Source organism: Streptomyces sp. HUAS MS02 (assembly GCF_055702265.1).
Genome location: NZ_CM146747.1, coordinates 8,319,838 through 8,337,774, shown reverse-complemented (window position 1 = coordinate 8,337,774; position 17,937 = coordinate 8,319,838). Strand labels below are relative to the sequence as shown.

Below are 17,937 nucleotides of genomic sequence, written 5' to 3'. Positions count from 1 at the left end.
CCGACCTCGCTGCCGCACGGCCTCTCCCCGCCCGCTGGTCAGTGACCCCGCTGCCGCACGACCGATCCCGTCCGTTCCTTCACGACCTCCAGCTGGGCGTGGACCCGCCTGCGCAGATCGGCGACGTGGCTGACGATGCCGACACTCCGGTCGCGTTCGCGCAGCGCGTCGAGGACGTCGAGGACCTCGTCGAGGGTCTGGTCGTCGAGGCTGCCGAACCCCTCGTCGATGAAGAGGGTGTCGAGCCGTACGCCGCCCGCCTCGTCGGTGACGACGTCGGCCAGACCGAGGGCCAGCGCGAGGGAGGCGAAGAACGTCTCGCCGCCGGAGAGCGTGGCCGTGTCCCGCTCCCGCCCCGTCCAGGCGTCGACGACGTGCAGCCCGAGCCCGCTGCGACCGCGTCCGGCCCGGTCGTCGGAGTGGACGAGGGTGTAGCGGCCGGAGGACATCCGCTGGAGCCGTACGGTCGCTGCGGCCGCGACCTGTTCCAGCCGGGCGGCGAGGACGTACGCCTCCAGCCGCATCCGGCGCTCGTTGTCGGCGGAGGTGCCGGCCGCGAGCCCCGCCATCCGCGCGACCCGGTCGTACTCCTCGCGCAGCGGTGCCAGCCTGCGTACGGAGGCGGTGGCCCGCGCGGACAGCCGGTCCAGTTCGACGCGGCTGCGCTCGGCGGCGTCCCACGCGGAGACGGTGTGCTGGAGCCGTCGGGCGGCGGCTTCGGCGTCCCGCTCGGCGGCCCCGAGGTCGGCGGGCGGCTGCTGGGCCGCGGCGGCCGTCTCCGCCTCCGCCAGCACGGCCCGCACGGTCGCCTCCTCCGACTGCCAGGCGTCGAGGCGGTGTTGGAGATCCCGGTGGGCGGCGTCGTCGAGCACGGCGGCGGCCGCCTCCCGCGGGGTGTCGAACCCGGCGCGGAACGCCGCGTCCGCCAGACGCGCGTCGGCGTCCTTCAGGCGCTGCGCGGTGTCGTCGGCCGCCCGGGCGGCCTCGGCGGCCCCGTCGAGCTTGGCGGCCCACGCCTCCAGCCGGCCGGCCAGCTCGGCCACGCTCTCGGCGTCGCCCCGGGCCTCGGCCAACTCGGCCTCCAGGGTGGTGCGTTCCCGTTCCAGGGTGTCGCGCCGGGTGTCGCGGGACGCGGCCCTGACCGCCGCCTCCTGTCGTGCGGCGGCCCGTCGGTCACGTTCCTGTTCGGCGTGGAGCAGCGCCTCCTGCGCGGGGTGCAGGTCGAGGGCGCGCCGCCGGGCCTCCGTGTGCTCCCGCTCCAGCTCCGCCGCCGTCGCGGCGAGCCGCTCGGTCGGCGCGTCGCCCGCCTCGGCGCTCGCGGCGGCCAACGCCCTTTGCGCGAGACCCAGTTGCTGCTCCGCACCGGCCCGCTCCTGGTCGGCCCGCTGGAACGCGGCGAGTGCCTGCTCCTCCGCCTCGCGGTCCACATGGCCCGCGACCTTCCGGGCGGGCGCGGGGTGCTCCGTGCCGCCGCAGACCGCGCACGGCCGCCCCTCGACGAGGCCGGCGGCCAGCTCCGCCGCGATCCCCGACAGCCGCTGTTCCTTCAGGTCCAGCCAGTGGGTGCGGGCCTCGGCCGCCCGATCGGCGAGCCGGAGCACCTCCGCCTGGGCGGCGTCGGTGTCGCGGCCGAGCTGGTCGCGTTGACGGGCGGCGGCGAGCCGTCGCTCGGCGGGTTCGCGCCGCACGGCGATCTGTTCGGCGCGGGCGGCGGCCTCCTGTGCGGACTCGATACGGCCGCGCAGCGCGGCCCGGGTGGTCTCCCACTCGGCGAGCCAGCCCTCGGCGTCCTGGAGGACGCCCTCGTCCGCCCGCTCCTCGCTGTCCAACTCGGCCTGTTCGGTGCGGAGTACGGCGAGTCGCCGCTCGGCACGGCGGGCCGACTCCAGCGCGCCCAGCTCCTCGGAGGCCCTGCGGGCGGCGGCGGCGAGTCCGGCGGCTCCGGCGTCGGCGTACTCCCCCGACAGGCGTGCTCGCGCGGCCTCCTCCTCCGACCGCGCCCTGCGGTGCTCGGCCTCGGCCGCGTCGCGCAGCTCCAGTGCCGGGGCCACGGCCTCCGCCTTGCGGGCGCGCTCCATCCGCGTCCGGTCCTCCCGGTGGGCGTCCGCGTGCTCCTCCAGCCGTGCGGCACGCTCCCGGGCCTCCGCGAACCGCCTTTGCAGCCGCGCCACTTCGCGTACGTCGTCCAGGACGCGGTCGGCCGCGGCCCGGGCCGACTCCGCCGCCGCCCGCGCGCAGTGGGCGATGGTGAGCCGTTCGCGGGCGGTGCTGCGGGCCACGGCGGCCCAGGCGAGGACCGCGTCGGCGAGACCGGGGTCCCCGGGGGACAGCTCGGGCAGGTCCGGGGCGTCCCCCGCCGCCTGCTGCATCCGGTGGGCGTCGGCGAGCAGCGCGGCGTCGCCCTCGCGCACCCTGGCCTCGGTCTCCCGGCGGCGGTCGGCGAGCCGCTTCTCGACGGCGGCGAAGTGGTGGGTGTCGAAGAGGCGGCCGAGGAGCCGCCCGCGCGCCTCGGCGTCGGCGCGCAGGAACCGCGCGAAGTCGCCCTGCGGCAACAGCACGACCTGGCAGAACTGCTCCCGGCTCATCCCCAGGAGCTGGGTGATCTCCTCGCCGATCTCCTGGTGGGAGCGGCTGAGGTCCTTCCAGGCGTCGGCGGCCGCGTCGTACTCGCGCAGCCAGCTCTGTGCCTTCTCGACCGTGGTGCCCGCACCGCGTTTCTTGGGGCGCTCCCACGGGGGCTGCCGGGTGACCTCCAACCGGCGCCCGGCGACGGTGAGTTCGAGGCGGACCTCGGTGCGGTCCGCGGGTGCCGCGTGGTCGCTGCGCAGGTTCATGCCCTGGCCGCTCTGCCGGGCCCCCGGCACCGAGCCGTACAGCGCGTAGCAGACGGCGTCCAGGACCGAGGTCTTGCCGGCGCCGGTCGGGCCGTGCAGCAGGAACAGTCCGGCGGCCGAGAGGTCGTCGAAGTCGACGGACTCGGTGCCGCCGAAGGGGCCGAAGGCGGCGATGTCGAGCCGGTGGAGCCTCATCGGGCGACCTCCCGGACCGTCTCGTCGGCCCGTACGGCGTCGAACGCGTCCCTGAGCACGGTCCGTTCGTGTGCGTCGGGGCCGGTACCGCGGACATGGGCCACGAAGTCCTCGGCGATCTGCTGGTCGTCCCGGCCGGCCAGGCGCCGGGCGTAGGAGACGTCCGGGTCGCCGGGGGCCCGTTCGGGGTCGAAGACGAGGCTGAGGGTGTGCGGGAAGCGTTCGCAGAGCCTTGCCATGGGCTCGGCGGGCCGGACGGGGTCGGTGAGGGTGGCCTCGACCCACGCGTCCTCGTGCCGGGCCAGGTCCGGGTCGGCGAGCAGGTCGTCCAGTCGCCCCCGGAGCCGGGCGAGGGGGCGCGGCACGGGGCAGTCGATCCGCTCGGCGTCGATCGCACCGTCGGCGCCGAGGTCCACCAGCCACATGCTCTTGCGGTGGTCGGCCTCGGAGAAGGAGTACGGCAGCGGGGAACCGGAGTAGCGCACGCGCTCGGTGAGGGTCTGGCTGCCGTGCAGATGTCCCAGCGCCACGTAGTCGACGCCGTCGAAGACACCGGCGGGCACGGCGGAGACGCCACCGACGGCGATGTCGCGCTCGCTGTCGCTGGGCTCGCCGCCGGTGACGAAGGCGTGGGCCAGGACGACGGAACGGGTACCCGCCGCACGGGTGGCGAGGTCGGCCCTGACCCGGTCCATGGCGGCGGCGAGCACCGCTTCGTGGCCGGCCTTCTCGACCCCGAACTCGTCCTTCACGAGCGCGGGTTCGAGGTACGGCAGTCCGTAGAAGGCGACGTCGCCGTGGGCGTCCGACAGTGTCACGGGGGTGCCGGCGGCCGAGGCCGACGTCCGCAGATGGATGCCGGCCCGGCCGATGAGGCCCGCCGCGACACCGAGCCGTCGCGCCGAGTCGTGGTTCCCGGAGATCATCACGGTGGGCACGTCCAGCTCGGCCAGGCGGTGCAGGGCGTCGTCGAAGAGCTCGACCGCGGCCAGCGGCGGCACCGCCCGGTCGTACACGTCCCCGGCCACGACCACCGCGTCGACGTCGCGCTCCCGCACGGTCGCCACCAGACGACCGATGAACTCGGCCTGCGCGCCGAGCATGTTCACCCGGTGGAACGACCGACCGAGATGCCAGTCGGATGTGTGCAGCAATTTCATGAAACGGCTCTGACCTGCATGTTTCTCTCGGTAATGCCCCAAAAACCAGCACAAGTCAGCACGGGAATCCCGGGCTGACACCCACCACGCTAACGCCTGGAGGCACCTGATCCACCACGGACCTCACATCGCGATCTCACATTAGGCATCGCGCCGGTGGAATTGGTCGAGCAGACGCATAGTCGAAATGCTGAGCCCGACGAGTTCACGCTTCCCCTGCACTCCACGGCGTGGCAGTGCCTGACCGCACTGGTCCGCAACGCACCGCCGCTCGGCGCCGTTGGCGGGCTATCCGCTGAGGCGGCGTACCAGGGGGTGCGCAGGTGGGGACAGATGCGGATGTCGCCGAGGAAAGCGCTGAGCCGTTCCGCCTCGGCGTTGATTGCGGCGCGGAGGCGGTGCTCCGGTCCGGCGGTGAGGAGCTCCGTGACGATCCGGCCGTTCTCTCGCTGTCCCCAGCCGCCGATGATGCGGCCGCTGCCACGGTGGGCAGATGTTGCCCTGGCGGTCGAAGAGTTCGGGGACGTGGGCAGGATCGAGGTACCAGTCGCGGTCGCGTCAGCCCATTACGGTGGGCTCCAAGGCCTGAATTCCTGTTGACCCACTCCTCTTGCGCCTCCCAGCATTGCCCTCTCCTCAGCTCCGTACCGATTGTCTGAACCTCCCCGTAGTTTTGTAAGTCCTGCTGGTGACGGCTAGGGGAGCACGCATGGACGACGACTCTCAGGTCGACAGTGACGAAGACCTTTTTCGTAACCCGGTCTACTACGAACCGGCCGGCCGCAACCTTGACTTGGACCGCCCCGACCTCGGTGTCCCGCAAGGCGAAGACCTCCTGAACGTGCTTCTGGGTATGTGGGGACGTGTCCCGGAACGCGTTGCGAAGGATTCCGAGGATCATGGTTTCCACGCCGATATCGAGTCTCAGACCCCCGACGGACACGCGCGCCTCGACGTACGCATCGATGGCGCCAACGGCATCGTCCTGGGCTACGAGCCTCATACGAGCCTCAGTTGAGCATCCAGACGGCCCGCGGGATGCGTGGGCGGGAGGGGTTCCGGCGCCGCGCCGGGATTCAGTCGGTCTGGGATTTCGCCGACCCTGACCACGCCGGAATCGGCACCGTCCCCTACGTCCGCACACCCAACCTGCCGGCCTCCGTCATCCGCGTACAGAAAAACCCCATCGCAGTCCGGGACGGCAACTTCGTCTTGGAGGAAGGCCAGTGCAGCCAGAACGGCGTGCTCACCCGGTGCCGCGAGAAGCCCTACGACCCGCGGAACCACCTTCACCGGGGAAGGCAGTTTGACCCGCACCCGCTTCATCGTGGAAGCAGCGGCCGGTGCGGGTGAAGGCTCCGGGCTTGCGGGCTTCTGCGCTGGGTTCATGCCTTCTCGCGCAAAACTCCGGTGTGGGCAGCAGCCGTTGCAGGAGGGATGCCTTCAGCTCGATCAGGTTGTCCCGGCGGGCCCTGGACACCTGACCAGTTCCACGTCCTTGGTCAGGGAACGGCTGGGGCCGGTCGCCGTTCGCGCGAGCGGGGTCACCCCGCGACGACTGCCATCCGGTCGCTGATCTCGACTGCTGTGGCCAGGACCTTCTGGGCGATCTCCGTCTCGGCCTCCGGGTAGACCCGGGAGGCGAGGGCGGCCACGCTCACCGCCGCGACCACCTGCTTGTTCTCGTCCCGGATCGGCGCGGCGATGCCCACCACGTCGGGGTCCAGCTCGCCGCGGGTGACGGAGTAGCCGAGACGGCGGATCCGGCCGAGGCGCTCCATCAGGGCGTCGACGTCGGTGAGGGTGGCCGCGGTGAAGCGGCGCAGCTCGGTGGCCTCCAGCAGTCGGCGGGCTTCTTCCTCCGGGCTCCAGGCCAGCAGGACCAGGGCGGAGGCGCCGGCGTTGATGGGCAGGGCGCTGCCGCGCTCGTAGGAGATGCGTACCGCGCGGGTGCTCTCCGCGCGGTCCACGCACACCACCAGGTCCCCGGTGCGCCGGGTCAGCAGGACGGTCTCGTGCACGTCCTCGGCGAGCGCCTCCATCGACGGCTGCGCGATTTCGGAGAGTCCGTAGCTGCGGCGGGCCAGCCGGGCGATCTCCAGCACCCGCAGGCCGAGCCGGAAGCCGCCGCCGGGGGCTTCTTCGAGATATCGCCCGGCCACGAGGCTCTGCAGGTAGCGGTAGGCGGTGGAGCGTGCCACACCGAGCCGTTCGGCCACGGCGGTTCCGGAGACGACGAGGTGGGCGTCGTCGAACATGGTCAGGATGTCCAGTGCCCGGTCGGCCGTGGAGTTGCGGTCGCGGTAACTGGGGGACGTGTTTCCTGACATGCGAGACACTGTAGCGGGCGGGTGCGGGGAGAGGGTGACTGCGCCCGGCCGCCCGCTTGTCCGGCCTACAGTTCGTCCTTGACGACGGTGTTGCGCAGTTCACCGAGGCCCTCCACGGCCGTGACGAGTTCCTGTCCGGGCCGGAGGAACACTTTCGGGTCGCGGCCTGCGCCGACTCCTCCCGGGGTTCCGGTGAGGATGAGGTCGCCGGGCAGCAGCGTGATGATGGTGCTGACATAGGCGATGGTGTCGGCCACGTCGAAGAGCAGGTCGGCGGTGTTGGACTTCTGCATGGTGTGGCCGTCGACGCTGCAGGTGATGGTCAACCCCAAGGCGCCGAGCGGGAGTTCGTCGGGAGTGACGAGTGCGGGTCCGACGGGGGTGGTGGCCTCGAAGGTCTTGCCGGAGAGGAATTCCCGGGTGCGGTGCTGCCAGTCTCGTACGGTGACGTCGTTGGCGACGGTGTAGCCGGCGACGTACTCCAACGCCTTCTCGCGTGGGACATGGCGGCCGGAGCGTCCGATGACGACTCCCAACTCGGCCTCCCAGTCGAGGTCGTCGCTGACCGGCGGCATGTGGATGGCGTCGTGCGCGCCCACCAGGGAGCCGTCGTACTTGGCGAACAGGGTCGGATGTGCGGGGGTCGGGCGGCCCATCTCCTTGATGTGGGTGGCGTAGTTGAGACCCAGACAGATGATCTTGTTGGGGTGGGGGACGAGCGGAGCGAGTGACGCCTCCGCCAGGGGCAGGCGCTCGCCGTTCCCTGAGGTCGCTCGTGTCGGCCAGTCGTCGCCGGCGGCGAGCAGTGCGCCGATGTCGGAGTAGGGCAGCAGGACGAGTTCGTCGCCTTCCTGCCGGGCGACGGCGGTCTGGTGGGCGTCGGCGAGACGGACGGTGCTGAGCCTCATCGGGCAACTCCCATGGAGTCGTGGTGGATCTCGGGATCCGGGGCGGGGGCCGTGGTCGGGCCGTCGGCTGCGAAGTGCCGCAGCTTCACACCGACGTACTCGGCCTGCTCGGGGGTGAACACGGCGGCCACCAGACGGTCGGGGCGTACGAGAACGAAGGACTCCGTCAGCCCGGCAAGGAGGGCGTCGAGCCGGCCGTCGGCGTCGGCGATCCCGGTCCGGCCGGCACGGTCACGCGGTGCGCGGTCGTCCAGGAAGACGTCCACCGCGGTGGCCTGCGGGAGGCCGGCCCGTGCGACGGCGGCCCAGTCGGCGTCGCTCACGCCGATCCCCAGCAGGCTCCAGCCCGGTCCGAGGACGTCGTCGAGCCGAGCGGGGAGATGGCGCGGGCCGTGCAGCACCCGCGGCTGTGGCAGCATCGTGCCGACGAGTTCATCCCCAGGGCCGTCGAGAGAGACGACGGCTCCTGATCTGACTCGGGCTTCGGGGCGGTAGCGCATCTCGGTGAGATAGCGGCGTCCCGGCGGGGTGTGCATGGCCATGCGCACCAGCACATCGCGCAGCAGAGCGCGGGGGCGGCTGGTGGTCATGACGATCCGGCCGAGCCGTACGGAGAGGTCGATCACGGCTCGGGCGTGGGGGCGCCGCTCGGTGTCGTAGGTGTCGAGCAGCGCGTCGCGGGCCCGTCCCGCCAGGACCTCTTCGATCTTCCAGCAGAGGTTGGCCGCGTCCCGGACACCGGAGTTGAGGCCCTGGCCGGCGAACGGCGGCATCATGTGCGCGGCGTCGCCGAGCAGGAAGCAGTGCCCGTCGCGCAGTCGGTCGGCGAGCAGTGCGTGGAAGCTGTAGGCGACCGCGCGCTCGACCTGCTCGGGCGTGATCTCCCGGTAGGGCCGCAGGAGTCGGCGCACCAGTGAGAACGCGGGAGGGGCCCCTGCCTCGCACTCGCCCGGCTTCAGGCGGAACTCGTAGCGGCAACGGCCGTCCCGCCCGGGGACGATGACGACGGGCCGGTCGGGGTCGCCGTGGTGCATGCCGTAGCGCTGGTCGTGCGTGTCCTGAAGGGTGTCGACCACCAGCCACACGTCGGGGAAACTGCGACCGCGCATGGGAATCGACAGCAGGTCGCGTACGGTGCTGCGGCCGCCGTCGCAGCCGAGGACGTAACGGACGTCCATCTCCTCGACCGGTCCGTCCTGTCCGCCTGTGCGCAACGACACGCGCACCCGGTCGGGTCGCTGGGTGACGAGGGCCGTCAGCCGGGTGTCGAAGCGGACGTCGACGCTGGGGTGGCGGCGCAGTTGCTCGCGCAGCACGCGCTCCAGGTCGGGCTGGGCGAAGGGGTTCTTGAACGGATGCCCCAAGCGCTGGTCGCCGGTGCCTCGGGCGTGTACGAGCGGTCGCCCGCCGATGCCGAAGTACCTCGTCCCGGTGCCCGGCACGAGGATCGGGTAGACCGCCTCGTCCAGGCCGCCGGCCGACTGCAGGGTGCGCAGCGACTCGTCGTCGAGACTGATCGCCTTGGCATCGTCGCTGGTGGTGGCGTTGCGTTCCACCAGCAACACCCGCACGCCCCGCGAGCCCAGCAGATGGGCGGCCATCAGTCCGGTCGGGCCCGCGCCGACGACCAGGACCGGTGGTGCCGTGGATGTCGTGGCCACGGCGATTACTGGACCGGCTGGTAGGCCGGGCCGCCCTCGGTCAGCAGCCGTTCGGCCTCGGCGAACACGTCCGCCGGGTCCTGGTCGAGGTCGATGGTCTTGCGGAAGGGCTGGCGTACGTCACGCTCCAGCCTGAGGTAGACCTCGTTGCGGTTGCCCTCGGGGTCGAAGAAGTAGATCCCGATCGCGTTGCCGTGGGTGACCTCCTGCTGGACCTTGATGCCCTCGGCGCGGAACCGGTGGTGGAAGTCGATGATCGACTCCAGGGAGTCCACGCGCCACGACACCTGGTGGGTGAGCTTGGCACCGGGAGGGGCGGTGCGGCCCCGCTGCAGGACGAATTCGTGATGCTCCTCCTCGGGGCACGAGGAGAAGAACACGATGCCCCGCTCCTCGTCCTCGTCGGTGACGGTCAGCCCAAGGACGCGGGAGTAGAAGTCGCGCATCGTCTCCAGATCGTCGACCCAGAAGCCGGTGTGACCGAGGCCAGTGATCGCCATGGCAGGTGTCTCCTTTTTCAGGACTGTCGTCTTGTCAAGTGGGACGCTAAATCGCTGGGCGAGTCAACGTCAACAGGTAAATTCCAGGAAACGACCTCTTGACGGTTCAAGCATTTTGGGTGCAGCGTCCTGTCTTGCAGCACATGCGTCCGACTATGAGGGACACCCGTCCGGCTCTGCTGGGTCACCGGGGACCGCTCAAGCCGCTACTGGAGGCACCCCATGACCCGTTCCGCCGCTGAGGGCCCACCGTCGCTGGGCCGCGCCACCCTGATCGCCGCCTGCCTGGCCATCTGCGTGGCCCAGATCGGTATCCCGCTCGCGTCCCCGATCATCGGAGAGATCCAGCGGGACTTCGGCGCGTCGGCCGCCGCGCTCGCCTGGATCCCCGCGGCGTTCATCCTGCCGACGGCCATCCTGGAGCTGAACTTCGGCGTTCTCGGCGACCTCTTCGGACGCAAGCGCCTGCTCGTCCTCGGCGGACTGCTGATCACGGCCGGCTGCCTGGTCGTCGCGACCTCGGGCTCGTTGACCCAGCTCATCGTCGGCCAGGCGGTCGCCGGACTCGGCGCCGCGGGGATCTTCCCTTCCTCGCTGGCGGTGATCGTCGCGGGCACCCCCGAGCCTGCCGCCCGCGCGCGTGCCCTGTCGTACTGGGCCGTCAGCCTGGCGTTCGGCGCCATGATCGCCCCGCTGATCAGCGGATTCACCGCCGAGCACACCGACTGGCACTGGGCCTACCTGCCGCTCGCGGTGCTCGGCCTGGTCACCGCGGCCGTCAGCGCGCGCTGCATCGTCGACTCCCGGGAGCCGACCGGGCGCGGACTCGACTGGCCGGGCCAGATCACCGTCGCCGTGTCGCTGCTGGCGCTGCTCTACGCCGTCATCGAGGGAGCCAACGACGGCTACACCGCAACGCACATCGTGCTCGCCTTCACCATCGCCGTCGCCGCATTCGTGGGCTTCCTCGTCGCGGAACGCAAGTCCCGGACGCCGATGCTGCGGCTGGAACTCTTCCGGACCCCCTCCTTCGCCGCGGCCGCCGCCATCGGACTGCTCGCCATGTTCGGCTTCATCGGCACCGCCTACGCCCTGAGCATCAAGCTGGAGGCCGTCTACCACCTCTCCCCGCTCCAGGCCGCTCTGCCCTTCGCGCTCATCCAGGCGATCCCGCTGCTGCTGACCCCCGTCCTGCCGAACCTGCTCCAGCGCGTGCACCCCAGGGCCCTGCTAGTCGGCGGCCTGCTGTCACTCGCGGCAGGCGAGATCTGGATGGCGCTGCTCCCGGGCGACGCCACGGACCTGGCGTCGATGGCCGGATCCATCCTGCTGCTGGGGATCGGCTTCATCACGATGTTCTCCGCGCTGACGGCCGTGGCGGTCGGCACCGTCGACATCCGGCACGCCGGCATGGCCAGCGCGGTCACCAGCCTGGTCCGCGAGACCGGGCAGGCCCTTGGTCCCGCGATCGTCAGCGCCGTCGCCCTCGGTACGGCGAGCAGCGCTCTCGCCGCGAAGCTCGGCGCCGCGAATCTTCCCGCCGAGGTCATGGGCGTGGCCCAGGGGGTCAACGCGGAGGGCGGTGCGGTCGCGGTCGCCAACGCCGACCTCGGAGAGCTGTCGCACACCCTGATCCCGCTGGCCCGCGAAACCCTCGAAGCGGGCCTCGACCTCGGCCTGTACCTCTGCGCCGGCGCCAGCCTGGTTGCCGCGCTCATCGCCGTACTCGCCCTGCAGCACAGCTCCGCCGCGGACTCACCTGGCGGTCTGGGCGGCGAAGAGGCGGCCGGCACCTCCGTGCTCCACGAGGACACGGACACCGCGGCCCCGAAGGCCAAGGCACTGCCCAGCCACTGACCGCCTCGAGCAGCAATCGCGACTCACCCGGCGACCGCAGCACAGCCGCCCCCCGTTCACATCCCCGGACGCTCCCCTAGGAGACTCCCCGTGTTCCGCTTGTACCGCAGCATCACCTCCCGGACGGCCGGGCTCCAGGGTGCCGCACTGCTCGTTCTGCGAGCCGTGACCGTCTGGCTGCTCGTCCTGCACGGCCTGTACAAGTACGACTCCGGCCTCACCGGCTTCGAGCTCGGAGTGCTCATGCCTCTCGGGCTGCCCGCGACCGGCCTGCTCAGCTGGCTCATCCCCACCTTCGAGATCGCCGCCGGTGCCTTGCTGGTGGCCGGGCTGCTGACCCGGGTGATCGCCCTCATCGTCTGCGCGGAGATGCTGCTGACCGGGTTCTGGATCAAGCTGGGCGTCTGGCACACGGGCGTTCTGGGCCCGCAGGGCGCCGGCGGAGCCGAGGTCGACTTCCTCTTCCTCGCGATGTGCCTGGTCATCTTCGCCGCCGGCCCGGGTGTGCTGGCGACCGACTCTCTGCTCGGCCTGGAGCGAGCCTCGCGCGACCGGGGCCAGGACAAGGACCCGGACCAGGGCAAGGGCAAGGGCAAGGGCAAGGCTCTCACCGGGGCGTCCGCGGGATGAAAACGGGATCGAGGCCAGAAACACCCCACCTCACCACCTTCGCGACATGAAACGTAACCTCCGCGCCACGACGCACCTCTGGATCGGGACACCATGACCTTTTTGGACAGCAGCACCTGGGAAGGCCGCATCTTCTCCGGCTCGGGAAAGTGGATCAACGGCGCGGGCGAGGTGTACGACGCCGTCGAGCCTGCCACCGGCAAGACGCTGGGCCGCGTCGGTTCCGCCACACCGGCCGACGTGGACAAGGCGGTGGAGCGGGCAGTACGGGCCCAGCGGGAGTGGGCGGCCCGACCGTACTCCGACCGTGCGGCCGTAATGCGCCGAGCCGCGCGGATGTTCGAGGAGCACCAGCAGGAGATCGAGACCTGGCTGGTACGGGAGTCCGGCGCGACCCGGCCGTTCGCCGCCCTCCAGGTCAGCAGCGGCGGTGCGGAGGAGTGCCACGAGGCCGCCGCCCTCGCCGGGGCGCCCTACGGCGAGCTGCTGCGTTCCGGGCAGGAGCGGTTGTCGTTCGCCCGCCGCAAGCCCGTCGGGGTGGTCGGCGTCATCGCCCCGTTCAATGTGCCGGTCACCCTGGCCATGCGGGCGGTCGCCCCCGCGCTCGCTCTCGGCAACGCGGTCGTCCTCAAGCCGGATCCCCGCACGGCGATCAGCGGCGGTGTGGTCTTCGCCCGCGTCTTCGAGGAGGCGGGCCTGCCTGCCGGTCTGCTGCACGTCCTGCCGGGCGGCGCGGACGTCGGAGCCGCCGTGGTCGAGCATCCACAGGTCCCCGTCATTGCGTTCACCGGCTCCACCCGGGCCGGACGCGCGATCGGTGTCGCCGCGGCCCGGCATCTCAAGCGGGTCCATCTGGAACTGGGCGGGAACTCAGCGCTCGTCGTGATGGACGACGTCGACTTGGGGAAGGCGGCCTCGGTGGGTGCCTGGGGATCCTTCGTGCACGCCGGCCAGATCTGCATGGCCAGCAGCCGCCACCTCGTCCACGCCTCGGTCGCCGACGAGTACACGGCGCTGCTCGCCCAGCACGCCGACGCGCTCCCGGTCGGCGACCCGGCCGCCGAGGACGTCGCCGTCGGACCGCTCATCGACGGCGGGCAGCGTGACCAGGTCCACCGCATCGTCACGGAAACGGTCGCGGCCGGTGCCCGGCTGGCCGCGGGCGGCGGCTACGAGGGTCTGCTCTACCGGCCGACCGTGCTCGCCGAGGTACCGCTCACCGCGCCCGCCTACGCCGAGGAGATCTTCGGGCCGGTCGCACCCGTCGTCCCCTTCCAGAACCTGGACGAGGCTGCCAGGCTCGCCGCGGGCACCGAATACGGGCTGTCCCTGGGGATCCTGACCCGGGACGTCATGAAGGGTCTCGCCCTGGCGGAGCGCGTGCCCAGCGGCCTGGTCCACATCAACGACCAGACGGTCAACGACGAACCGCTCATCCCCTTCGGCGGGGTCGGCGACTCCGGCACCGGCTCCCGCCACGGCGGAACGGCCGCCAACCTCGAAGCCTTCACAGAACAGCAGTGGGTCACCGTACGCGGCGAACTCCCCGACTACCCCTTCTGACGGGGCCCCTTCCGACACCCGCACCCAGACCATCCCCCACCCGACAGGAGCAACGATGCCCCCGAACCCCATGACCGTCGTCCCCCGCCAGACCGGACAGACCGCCGCCGCTGCCACTGCCTCCGCCTCCGCGGGAGTCGACTGGCCCACCGACAACAAGTTCCTGCGTGGCCCGTTCGCGCCCTGGACGGAAGAGAACGAGGCGTACGACCTGGAGGTGGACGGAGAGATACCGTCCGACCTCGCGGGCGCACTGTTCCGCGTCTCCTCCAACTCCCGCTTCGAGCCGCGCAACACCGACCGCTACCACTGGTGGGAGGGCGACGGCATGGTGTGCGGCATCTACCTCCGGGAGGGCAAGGCCGCCTACCGCACCCGCTGGGTCGAGACCGACTCGATGAAGGTCGAGGTGGAGGCCGGGGAAGCGGTCTACAGCGGCTTCGTCAACGGCGGTACCCCAGGCCGGCTGCCCGCAGGCGCCCCGCACGCCAAGAACGTGGCCAACATCAACGCCGGCCTCTTCGACGACCACCTGATCGTCTACTTCGAGGGCGGACTGCCGCACGCCCTGGACCCCGAGACCCTGCGCACCCTCGGCACGTACGACTTCCACGGCGGCCTCGACGTCCTGTGCACCGGCCACTACAAGACCGACCCCGACAGCGGCGACATGCTCTTCTTCGCCGCCACCGGAGCAACCATCACCTGGTACCGCGCCGACGTGAAGACGGCCGAGATCATCGACTCGCACTCCTTCGACATCGGCTTGCCGGTCCTCATGCACGACTTCGCCGTCAGCGACACCTACGCGATCTTCTTCGTCACCCCCGCCCAGTTCCGCCTCGACCTGGTGGCGCAGAGCAGGCCCGGCGTGGTCTGGGACGAGAACTCCCTCGAACACGGCGTCCAGATCGTCCTGATGAACCGCCACACCCACGAGGTCACCTGGCACGAACTCGGCGGCCACTGGGCCAACACCCACTTCTTCAACGCCTACGAGCACGACGGCGAGCTGATCATCGACGGGCACCGCATCCACCGGCTCGGCAACCCCGTCGACCGCCTCTCCACGCCGCTGGGCTCCCACGAGTGGTTCCCCCCGGCCCAGCCCTACCGGTGGCGCGTCGACCTGGCCACAGGACGGGCCGCGGAGGAGATGATCAGCGGCATCTTCGGAGAGTTCCCCAAGATCAACGACGCATACACCGGCCGCCCGTACCGCTACGGCTACTACGTCACGACACGCGGACTGGCCGACGACACCATGTCCGACGGACTGGCCCGCCACGACTACCTCCTCGACCACACCACCGTCGTCGAAGGACCGGACGGCCTCACCAGCCCGAGCGAACCGGCCTTCGTCGCCCGCGAGAACGCCCGCAGCGAGGACGACGGCTACCTGCTGACCCTGTGGTGGAACCGCACCACCAACCTCAGCGAACTGCTCATCCACGACGCCGCCGACCTGCGCCGCACCCCGCTGGCCCGGGTCAAGCTCCCCAGCCGAGTGCCCTTCGGCTTCCACGGCAGCTGGGCCGACCACCTCACCCTGGACCGAGCTATCGCCGCCCACCGCGGCGACGGACAGTAGCGGGGCTGCCCGTGCGGCGTCGCCGCTTCTCCGCCGTGCCGCCCGTTTGACGCTCCGCGCTTCCGACGCGCCAGACAGAACCGAAAGACTGCCTCTGACCTGCATGTTCTCTGGATCTCACTCAGGCCGACATCTTCCCGATGGCGCACCGTGTGGCGTTCGCGGCCACCCTGGAACCGGCCGAGAAAGGCCCTGACCTGCGGTTTTATGCGCGTGCACTATGTGCGATGCGGGCGTCACGGGCGACGTCCTGACGCTGAAATGACGCTCGTTCTGATGGAGTGTCAGGCGCATGTCGGGCAGGTCAGGGACTGACTGTCAATGCCGCGCGCGTCGAGCAGCCAGTCGCCACAGCGCTTCTGTGACTCCCCCACGTGTGCGCGCTCGATGTCCGGCGTGGCCAGCTCCAGCAAGGCACCGAAACCGGGTCCTGTCGCCGGGGCTCGCCAGCCGTATCCGGCTCTCGCTCGGACCGGGATCCCGTGACGCAGCCGCTGAGAGGTCAGGCGCCAGCCTGAAGCCGTCGGTCGTGGCCTGGGAAGTCGCTCCGACCAGGGAGTTTCGGATGCGTCTCCGAGCGGCTGAACTCCTCTTCAACCTCCTGCCGTCATACGTCTCCGATCACGAAGTTCACGGCGTCCCCTGACTGCGCATCACCCGTCGCGACCAGACCGCGATCGAACTGCAGATCCTGGGAGAGTCAGCCCGCCTGCGGCTGGCCGGGCTCCCGGCCACGGTCTGGCGCACCGCCGAAGCACGAGCGCTCTCCCAGTGGATCGACCCGGACAGCATGCAGTTCTCTCCGCAGAACGATCACGCAGGTTGCCACGAACTTGCTCGATCGACGGGCCCACCGGTCTTCTGCCTCAAGGCGGCGATGAGGAGAACCGTCAGGGTTCCCCGGCGCGTGTTTCGTCGGCAAGAAGGCCCAGCAGGATGATGTCGAGCGCCCCGGCGAGGCGCTCGTGCAGGTCGAAGGGGGCCGGTTCCTCGCGGATCCAGCGCAGGATCGTCGAGAAGTAGCAGGCGGCCAGCAGTTGGCCGGCCTGGTCGCAGTCGACGCCGGACCTGATCTCCCCGCGTTGCCGCCCTTGCTCGACGATCCTGGCGAGTTCGATTTCCAGGGACGGATCCTGCAGGAGGTGCCCGTACCGCGCTGAGGCGTCCATCAGGACGGTGGTCTCTGCACGGGACGCGACGTTGAGGTCGCCCATCTCCTTCAGGTAGCGGCGCAGCCGGTCGCCGACCGGCAGGTCCTCGGCGTGCTCCGCGCCGAGGATCTCAGCGACGCGGGCGCGGCGGCGGATTCCCCATTCCTCGAGGAAGCCGACCTTCTGTGCGAAGTGGTTGAAGACGGTGGCCCGGGCGACATCGGCGGCCTCGGCGATCTGGTCCATGGTGGTCGCCTCGTACCCCTGGGCGACGAAGAGCCCGACCGCCGTCTCATACAGCTGGTCGTGCAGCTTCCGACGCCTGCGCTCCTGGCGCCCCACGGTCGCGCCGCCCTCTGGGGCGGCTGCTGCGTCCCGGATCTTCATGGCCCCCAGTACAACACAAGGCCGCACGGCTCTTGACCCCTCCCCAGCACTTATCTAGATTCCTCTCCACTGCTGGACTCCAGTCCAGCAGTGGATGAAAGTCTCGCGCTGTTGATCGCGGGACGCTGACAAGGAGGCAACGTGGCTTCCGTGACATCCCATACGGGCTGTGTCGAGCTCGGACACGGCTGTTACGCCTGGATCGCGGGCGATGCCGGATGGGGCATGAGCAACGCCGGGCTGATCACCGGCCGGGGCGCGTCGCTCCTCGTCGACACCCTCTACGACCTGCGGCTGACCAAGACCATGCTCGACGCGCTGGCGCCGCTGACCGCCCCGGCACCGATCTCCACCGTGGTCAACACCCACGGCAACGGGGACCACTGGTTCGGCAACCAGCTTGTTTCCCACGCCGAGATCATCGCGGCCCGCGGGTCCGTGGCGGACATGCGGCAGGTGGGCCCCGCCGAGATGCGGGCGCTGACCGGCATGGACAGCCCGGCCGGACACTTCGCTGGCCGGATCTTCGGCCGCTTCGACTACACCGACATCGAACCCGTCCTCCCGAACCGGGTCTTCGACGGCGAGACCGTCCTCGACATCGGCGGGGTGGAGGTCCGCCTCATCGACGTGGGGCCCGCGCACAGCGCCGGCGACACGATCGTCCACGTGCCGCAGGCCCGGACCGTCTACACCGGCGACATCGTCTTCGCCGGGGCGGCGCCGGTCGTCTGGCATGGCCCCTTCGCTCGCTGGCTCGCCGCCTGCGACCTGCTGCTGGGCCTTGACGCGGACGTCGTCGTACCCGGCCACGGCCCCGTCACCACCAAACAGGCCGTCCGCGAGATCCGCGACTACCTGGAATACGTCCACGAGCAGGCCACCACCCGCTTTACCGCCGGCATGCCCGCCATGGACGCGGCCCGCGACATCCGCCTCGGCCGCTTCGCAGACCTGCACGAGAACGAACGCCTGGCCGTCAACGTGCACACCGTCTACCGGGAGCTCGACCCCTCATTGCCCCCGCTCGACGGCCCCGGGCTGTTCGGCTGCATGGCCGAGCTCTGCCCTTGCGTCTGAGGACGCTCCCCGCCTGCCCCGACGAGGCCCCACCCTCCGCCGACCGGCGCACCGCCCTTCCGGTACGCGCAGCTCCCCACCATCCCCTCG

At 70.9% G+C, this 17,937-nt stretch carries 14 protein-coding genes; 7 read left to right on the top strand and 7 right to left on the bottom strand.

Going from position 1 to position 17,937, the window contains the following annotated elements:
* Window positions 1-38: 38 nt before the first annotated feature.
* Both ACZ9QC_RS36050 and ACZ9QC_RS36045 read right to left on the bottom strand, forming a co-directional pair.
* A complete protein-coding gene (locus ACZ9QC_RS36050; RefSeq protein WP_472916913.1) occupies window positions 39-3,029 on the bottom strand; it encodes an AAA family ATPase in 2,991 nt (996 codons plus the stop codon).
* Window positions 3,026-4,189: an exonuclease SbcCD subunit D gene (locus ACZ9QC_RS36045; RefSeq protein WP_472916912.1), complete on the bottom strand. Its 1,164-nt coding sequence runs from the start codon at window positions 4,187-4,189 to the stop codon at window positions 3,026-3,028. Before ACZ9QC_RS36045 ends, ACZ9QC_RS36050 begins: the two co-directional genes overlap by 4 nt.
* A 709-nt stretch (window positions 4,190-4,898) precedes the next feature.
* On the opposite strand from ACZ9QC_RS36045, the gene ACZ9QC_RS36040 reads away from it, so the two are divergent.
* Both ACZ9QC_RS36040 and ACZ9QC_RS36035 read left to right on the top strand, forming a co-directional pair.
* Entirely contained in the window at window positions 4,899-5,207 is a 309-nt protein-coding gene (locus tag ACZ9QC_RS36040) for a hypothetical protein (RefSeq protein ID WP_472916911.1), read from the top strand.
* On the top strand, window positions 5,204-5,542 hold the full coding sequence (locus ACZ9QC_RS36035) for a hypothetical protein (protein WP_472916910.1): 339 nt from the start codon (window positions 5,204-5,206) through the stop codon (window positions 5,540-5,542). Before ACZ9QC_RS36040 ends, ACZ9QC_RS36035 begins: the two co-directional genes overlap by 4 nt.
* A gap of 191 nt (window positions 5,543-5,733) precedes the next feature.
* On the opposite strand, the gene ACZ9QC_RS36030 is transcribed toward ACZ9QC_RS36035, so the two are convergent.
* From ACZ9QC_RS36030 to ACZ9QC_RS36015, 4 genes are all read right to left on the bottom strand, one after another.
* Window positions 5,734-6,519: an IclR family transcriptional regulator gene (locus ACZ9QC_RS36030; protein WP_472916909.1), complete on the bottom strand. Its 786-nt coding sequence runs from the start codon at window positions 6,517-6,519 to the stop codon at window positions 5,734-5,736.
* A 65-nt stretch (window positions 6,520-6,584) separates the two neighbouring features.
* The gene (locus ACZ9QC_RS36025; protein ID WP_472916908.1) at window positions 6,585-7,427 is read right to left on the bottom strand and encodes a fumarylacetoacetate hydrolase family protein; all 843 of its coding nucleotides are present in this window, start codon (window positions 7,425-7,427) and stop codon (window positions 6,585-6,587) included.
* Window positions 7,424-9,088, bottom strand: coding sequence for a bifunctional 3-(3-hydroxy-phenyl)propionate/3-hydroxycinnamic acid hydroxylase (locus ACZ9QC_RS36020; protein ID WP_472916907.1), 1,665 nt, complete (start codon window positions 9,086-9,088; stop codon window positions 7,424-7,426). The genes ACZ9QC_RS36025 and ACZ9QC_RS36020 overlap by 4 nt, the downstream gene beginning before the upstream one ends.
* A 5-nt stretch (window positions 9,089-9,093) precedes the next feature.
* Window positions 9,094-9,588, bottom strand: a complete 495-nt coding sequence (locus tag ACZ9QC_RS36015; RefSeq protein ID WP_472916906.1) for a VOC family protein — start codon at window positions 9,586-9,588, stop codon at window positions 9,094-9,096.
* 222 nt (window positions 9,589-9,810) lie between these two features.
* On the opposite strand from ACZ9QC_RS36015, the gene ACZ9QC_RS36010 reads away from it, so the two are divergent.
* The 4 genes from ACZ9QC_RS36010 to ACZ9QC_RS35995 all read left to right on the top strand — a co-directional run bounded on the left by ACZ9QC_RS36010 (window position 9,811) and on the right by ACZ9QC_RS35995 (window position 15,229).
* Window positions 9,811-11,445, top strand: a complete 1,635-nt coding sequence (locus ACZ9QC_RS36010) for an MFS transporter (protein WP_472916905.1) — start codon at window positions 9,811-9,813, stop codon at window positions 11,443-11,445.
* A 90-nt stretch (window positions 11,446-11,535) separates the two neighbouring features.
* On the top strand, window positions 11,536-12,075 hold the full coding sequence (locus ACZ9QC_RS36005) for a DoxX family protein (protein ID WP_472916904.1): 540 nt from the start codon (window positions 11,536-11,538) through the stop codon (window positions 12,073-12,075).
* A gap of 93 nt (window positions 12,076-12,168) precedes the next feature.
* Complete coding sequence (locus ACZ9QC_RS36000; RefSeq protein WP_472916903.1) at window positions 12,169-13,638, top strand: benzaldehyde dehydrogenase; 1,470 nt, start codon at window positions 12,169-12,171, stop codon at window positions 13,636-13,638.
* Between the two features lie 55 nt (window positions 13,639-13,693).
* Complete coding sequence (locus ACZ9QC_RS35995; RefSeq protein WP_472916902.1) at window positions 13,694-15,229, top strand: carotenoid oxygenase family protein; 1,536 nt, start codon at window positions 13,694-13,696, stop codon at window positions 15,227-15,229.
* Window positions 15,230-16,119: 890 nt separating this feature from the next.
* On the opposite strand, the gene ACZ9QC_RS35990 is transcribed toward ACZ9QC_RS35995, so the two are convergent.
* Entirely contained in the window at window positions 16,120-16,767 is a 648-nt protein-coding gene (locus ACZ9QC_RS35990) for a TetR/AcrR family transcriptional regulator (protein WP_472916901.1), read from the bottom strand.
* 141 nt (window positions 16,768-16,908) lie between these two features.
* Between ACZ9QC_RS35990 and ACZ9QC_RS35985 the strand changes: the two genes are divergently transcribed.
* Window positions 16,909-17,847 carry an MBL fold metallo-hydrolase gene (locus ACZ9QC_RS35985; RefSeq protein ID WP_472916900.1) on the top strand — a complete coding sequence of 313 codons (939 nt, stop codon included), beginning with the start codon at window positions 16,909-16,911 and terminating at the stop codon, window positions 17,845-17,847.
* Window positions 17,848-17,937: the final 90 nt, after the last annotated feature.

Excerpts from the sequence above, each read along its gene's own strand:
- ACZ9QC_RS36050 (WP_472916913.1), bottom strand. The coding sequence starts at position 3,029 with ATGAGGCTCCACCGGCTCGACATCGCCGCCTTCGGCCCCTTCGGCGGC.
- ACZ9QC_RS36045 (WP_472916912.1), bottom strand. The coding sequence starts at position 4,189 with ATGAAATTGCTGCACACATCCGACTGGCATCTCGGTCGGTCGTTCCAC.
- ACZ9QC_RS36040 (WP_472916911.1), top strand. The coding sequence starts at position 4,899 with ATGGACGACGACTCTCAGGTCGACAGTGACGAAGACCTTTTTCGTAAC.
- ACZ9QC_RS36030 (WP_472916909.1), bottom strand. The coding sequence starts at position 6,519 with ATGTCAGGAAACACGTCCCCCAGTTACCGCGACCGCAACTCCACGGCC.
- ACZ9QC_RS36025 (WP_472916908.1), bottom strand. The coding sequence starts at position 7,427 with ATGAGGCTCAGCACCGTCCGTCTCGCCGACGCCCACCAGACCGCCGTC.
- ACZ9QC_RS36015 (WP_472916906.1), bottom strand. The coding sequence starts at position 9,588 with ATGGCGATCACTGGCCTCGGTCACACCGGCTTCTGGGTCGACGATCTG.
- ACZ9QC_RS36010 (WP_472916905.1), top strand. The coding sequence starts at position 9,811 with ATGACCCGTTCCGCCGCTGAGGGCCCACCGTCGCTGGGCCGCGCCACC.
- ACZ9QC_RS36000 (WP_472916903.1), top strand. The coding sequence starts at position 12,169 with ATGACCTTTTTGGACAGCAGCACCTGGGAAGGCCGCATCTTCTCCGGC.
- ACZ9QC_RS35995 (WP_472916902.1), top strand. The coding sequence starts at position 13,694 with ATGCCCCCGAACCCCATGACCGTCGTCCCCCGCCAGACCGGACAGACC.
- ACZ9QC_RS35990 (WP_472916901.1), bottom strand. The coding sequence starts at position 16,767 with ATGAAGATCCGGGACGCAGCAGCCGCCCCAGAGGGCGGCGCGACCGTG.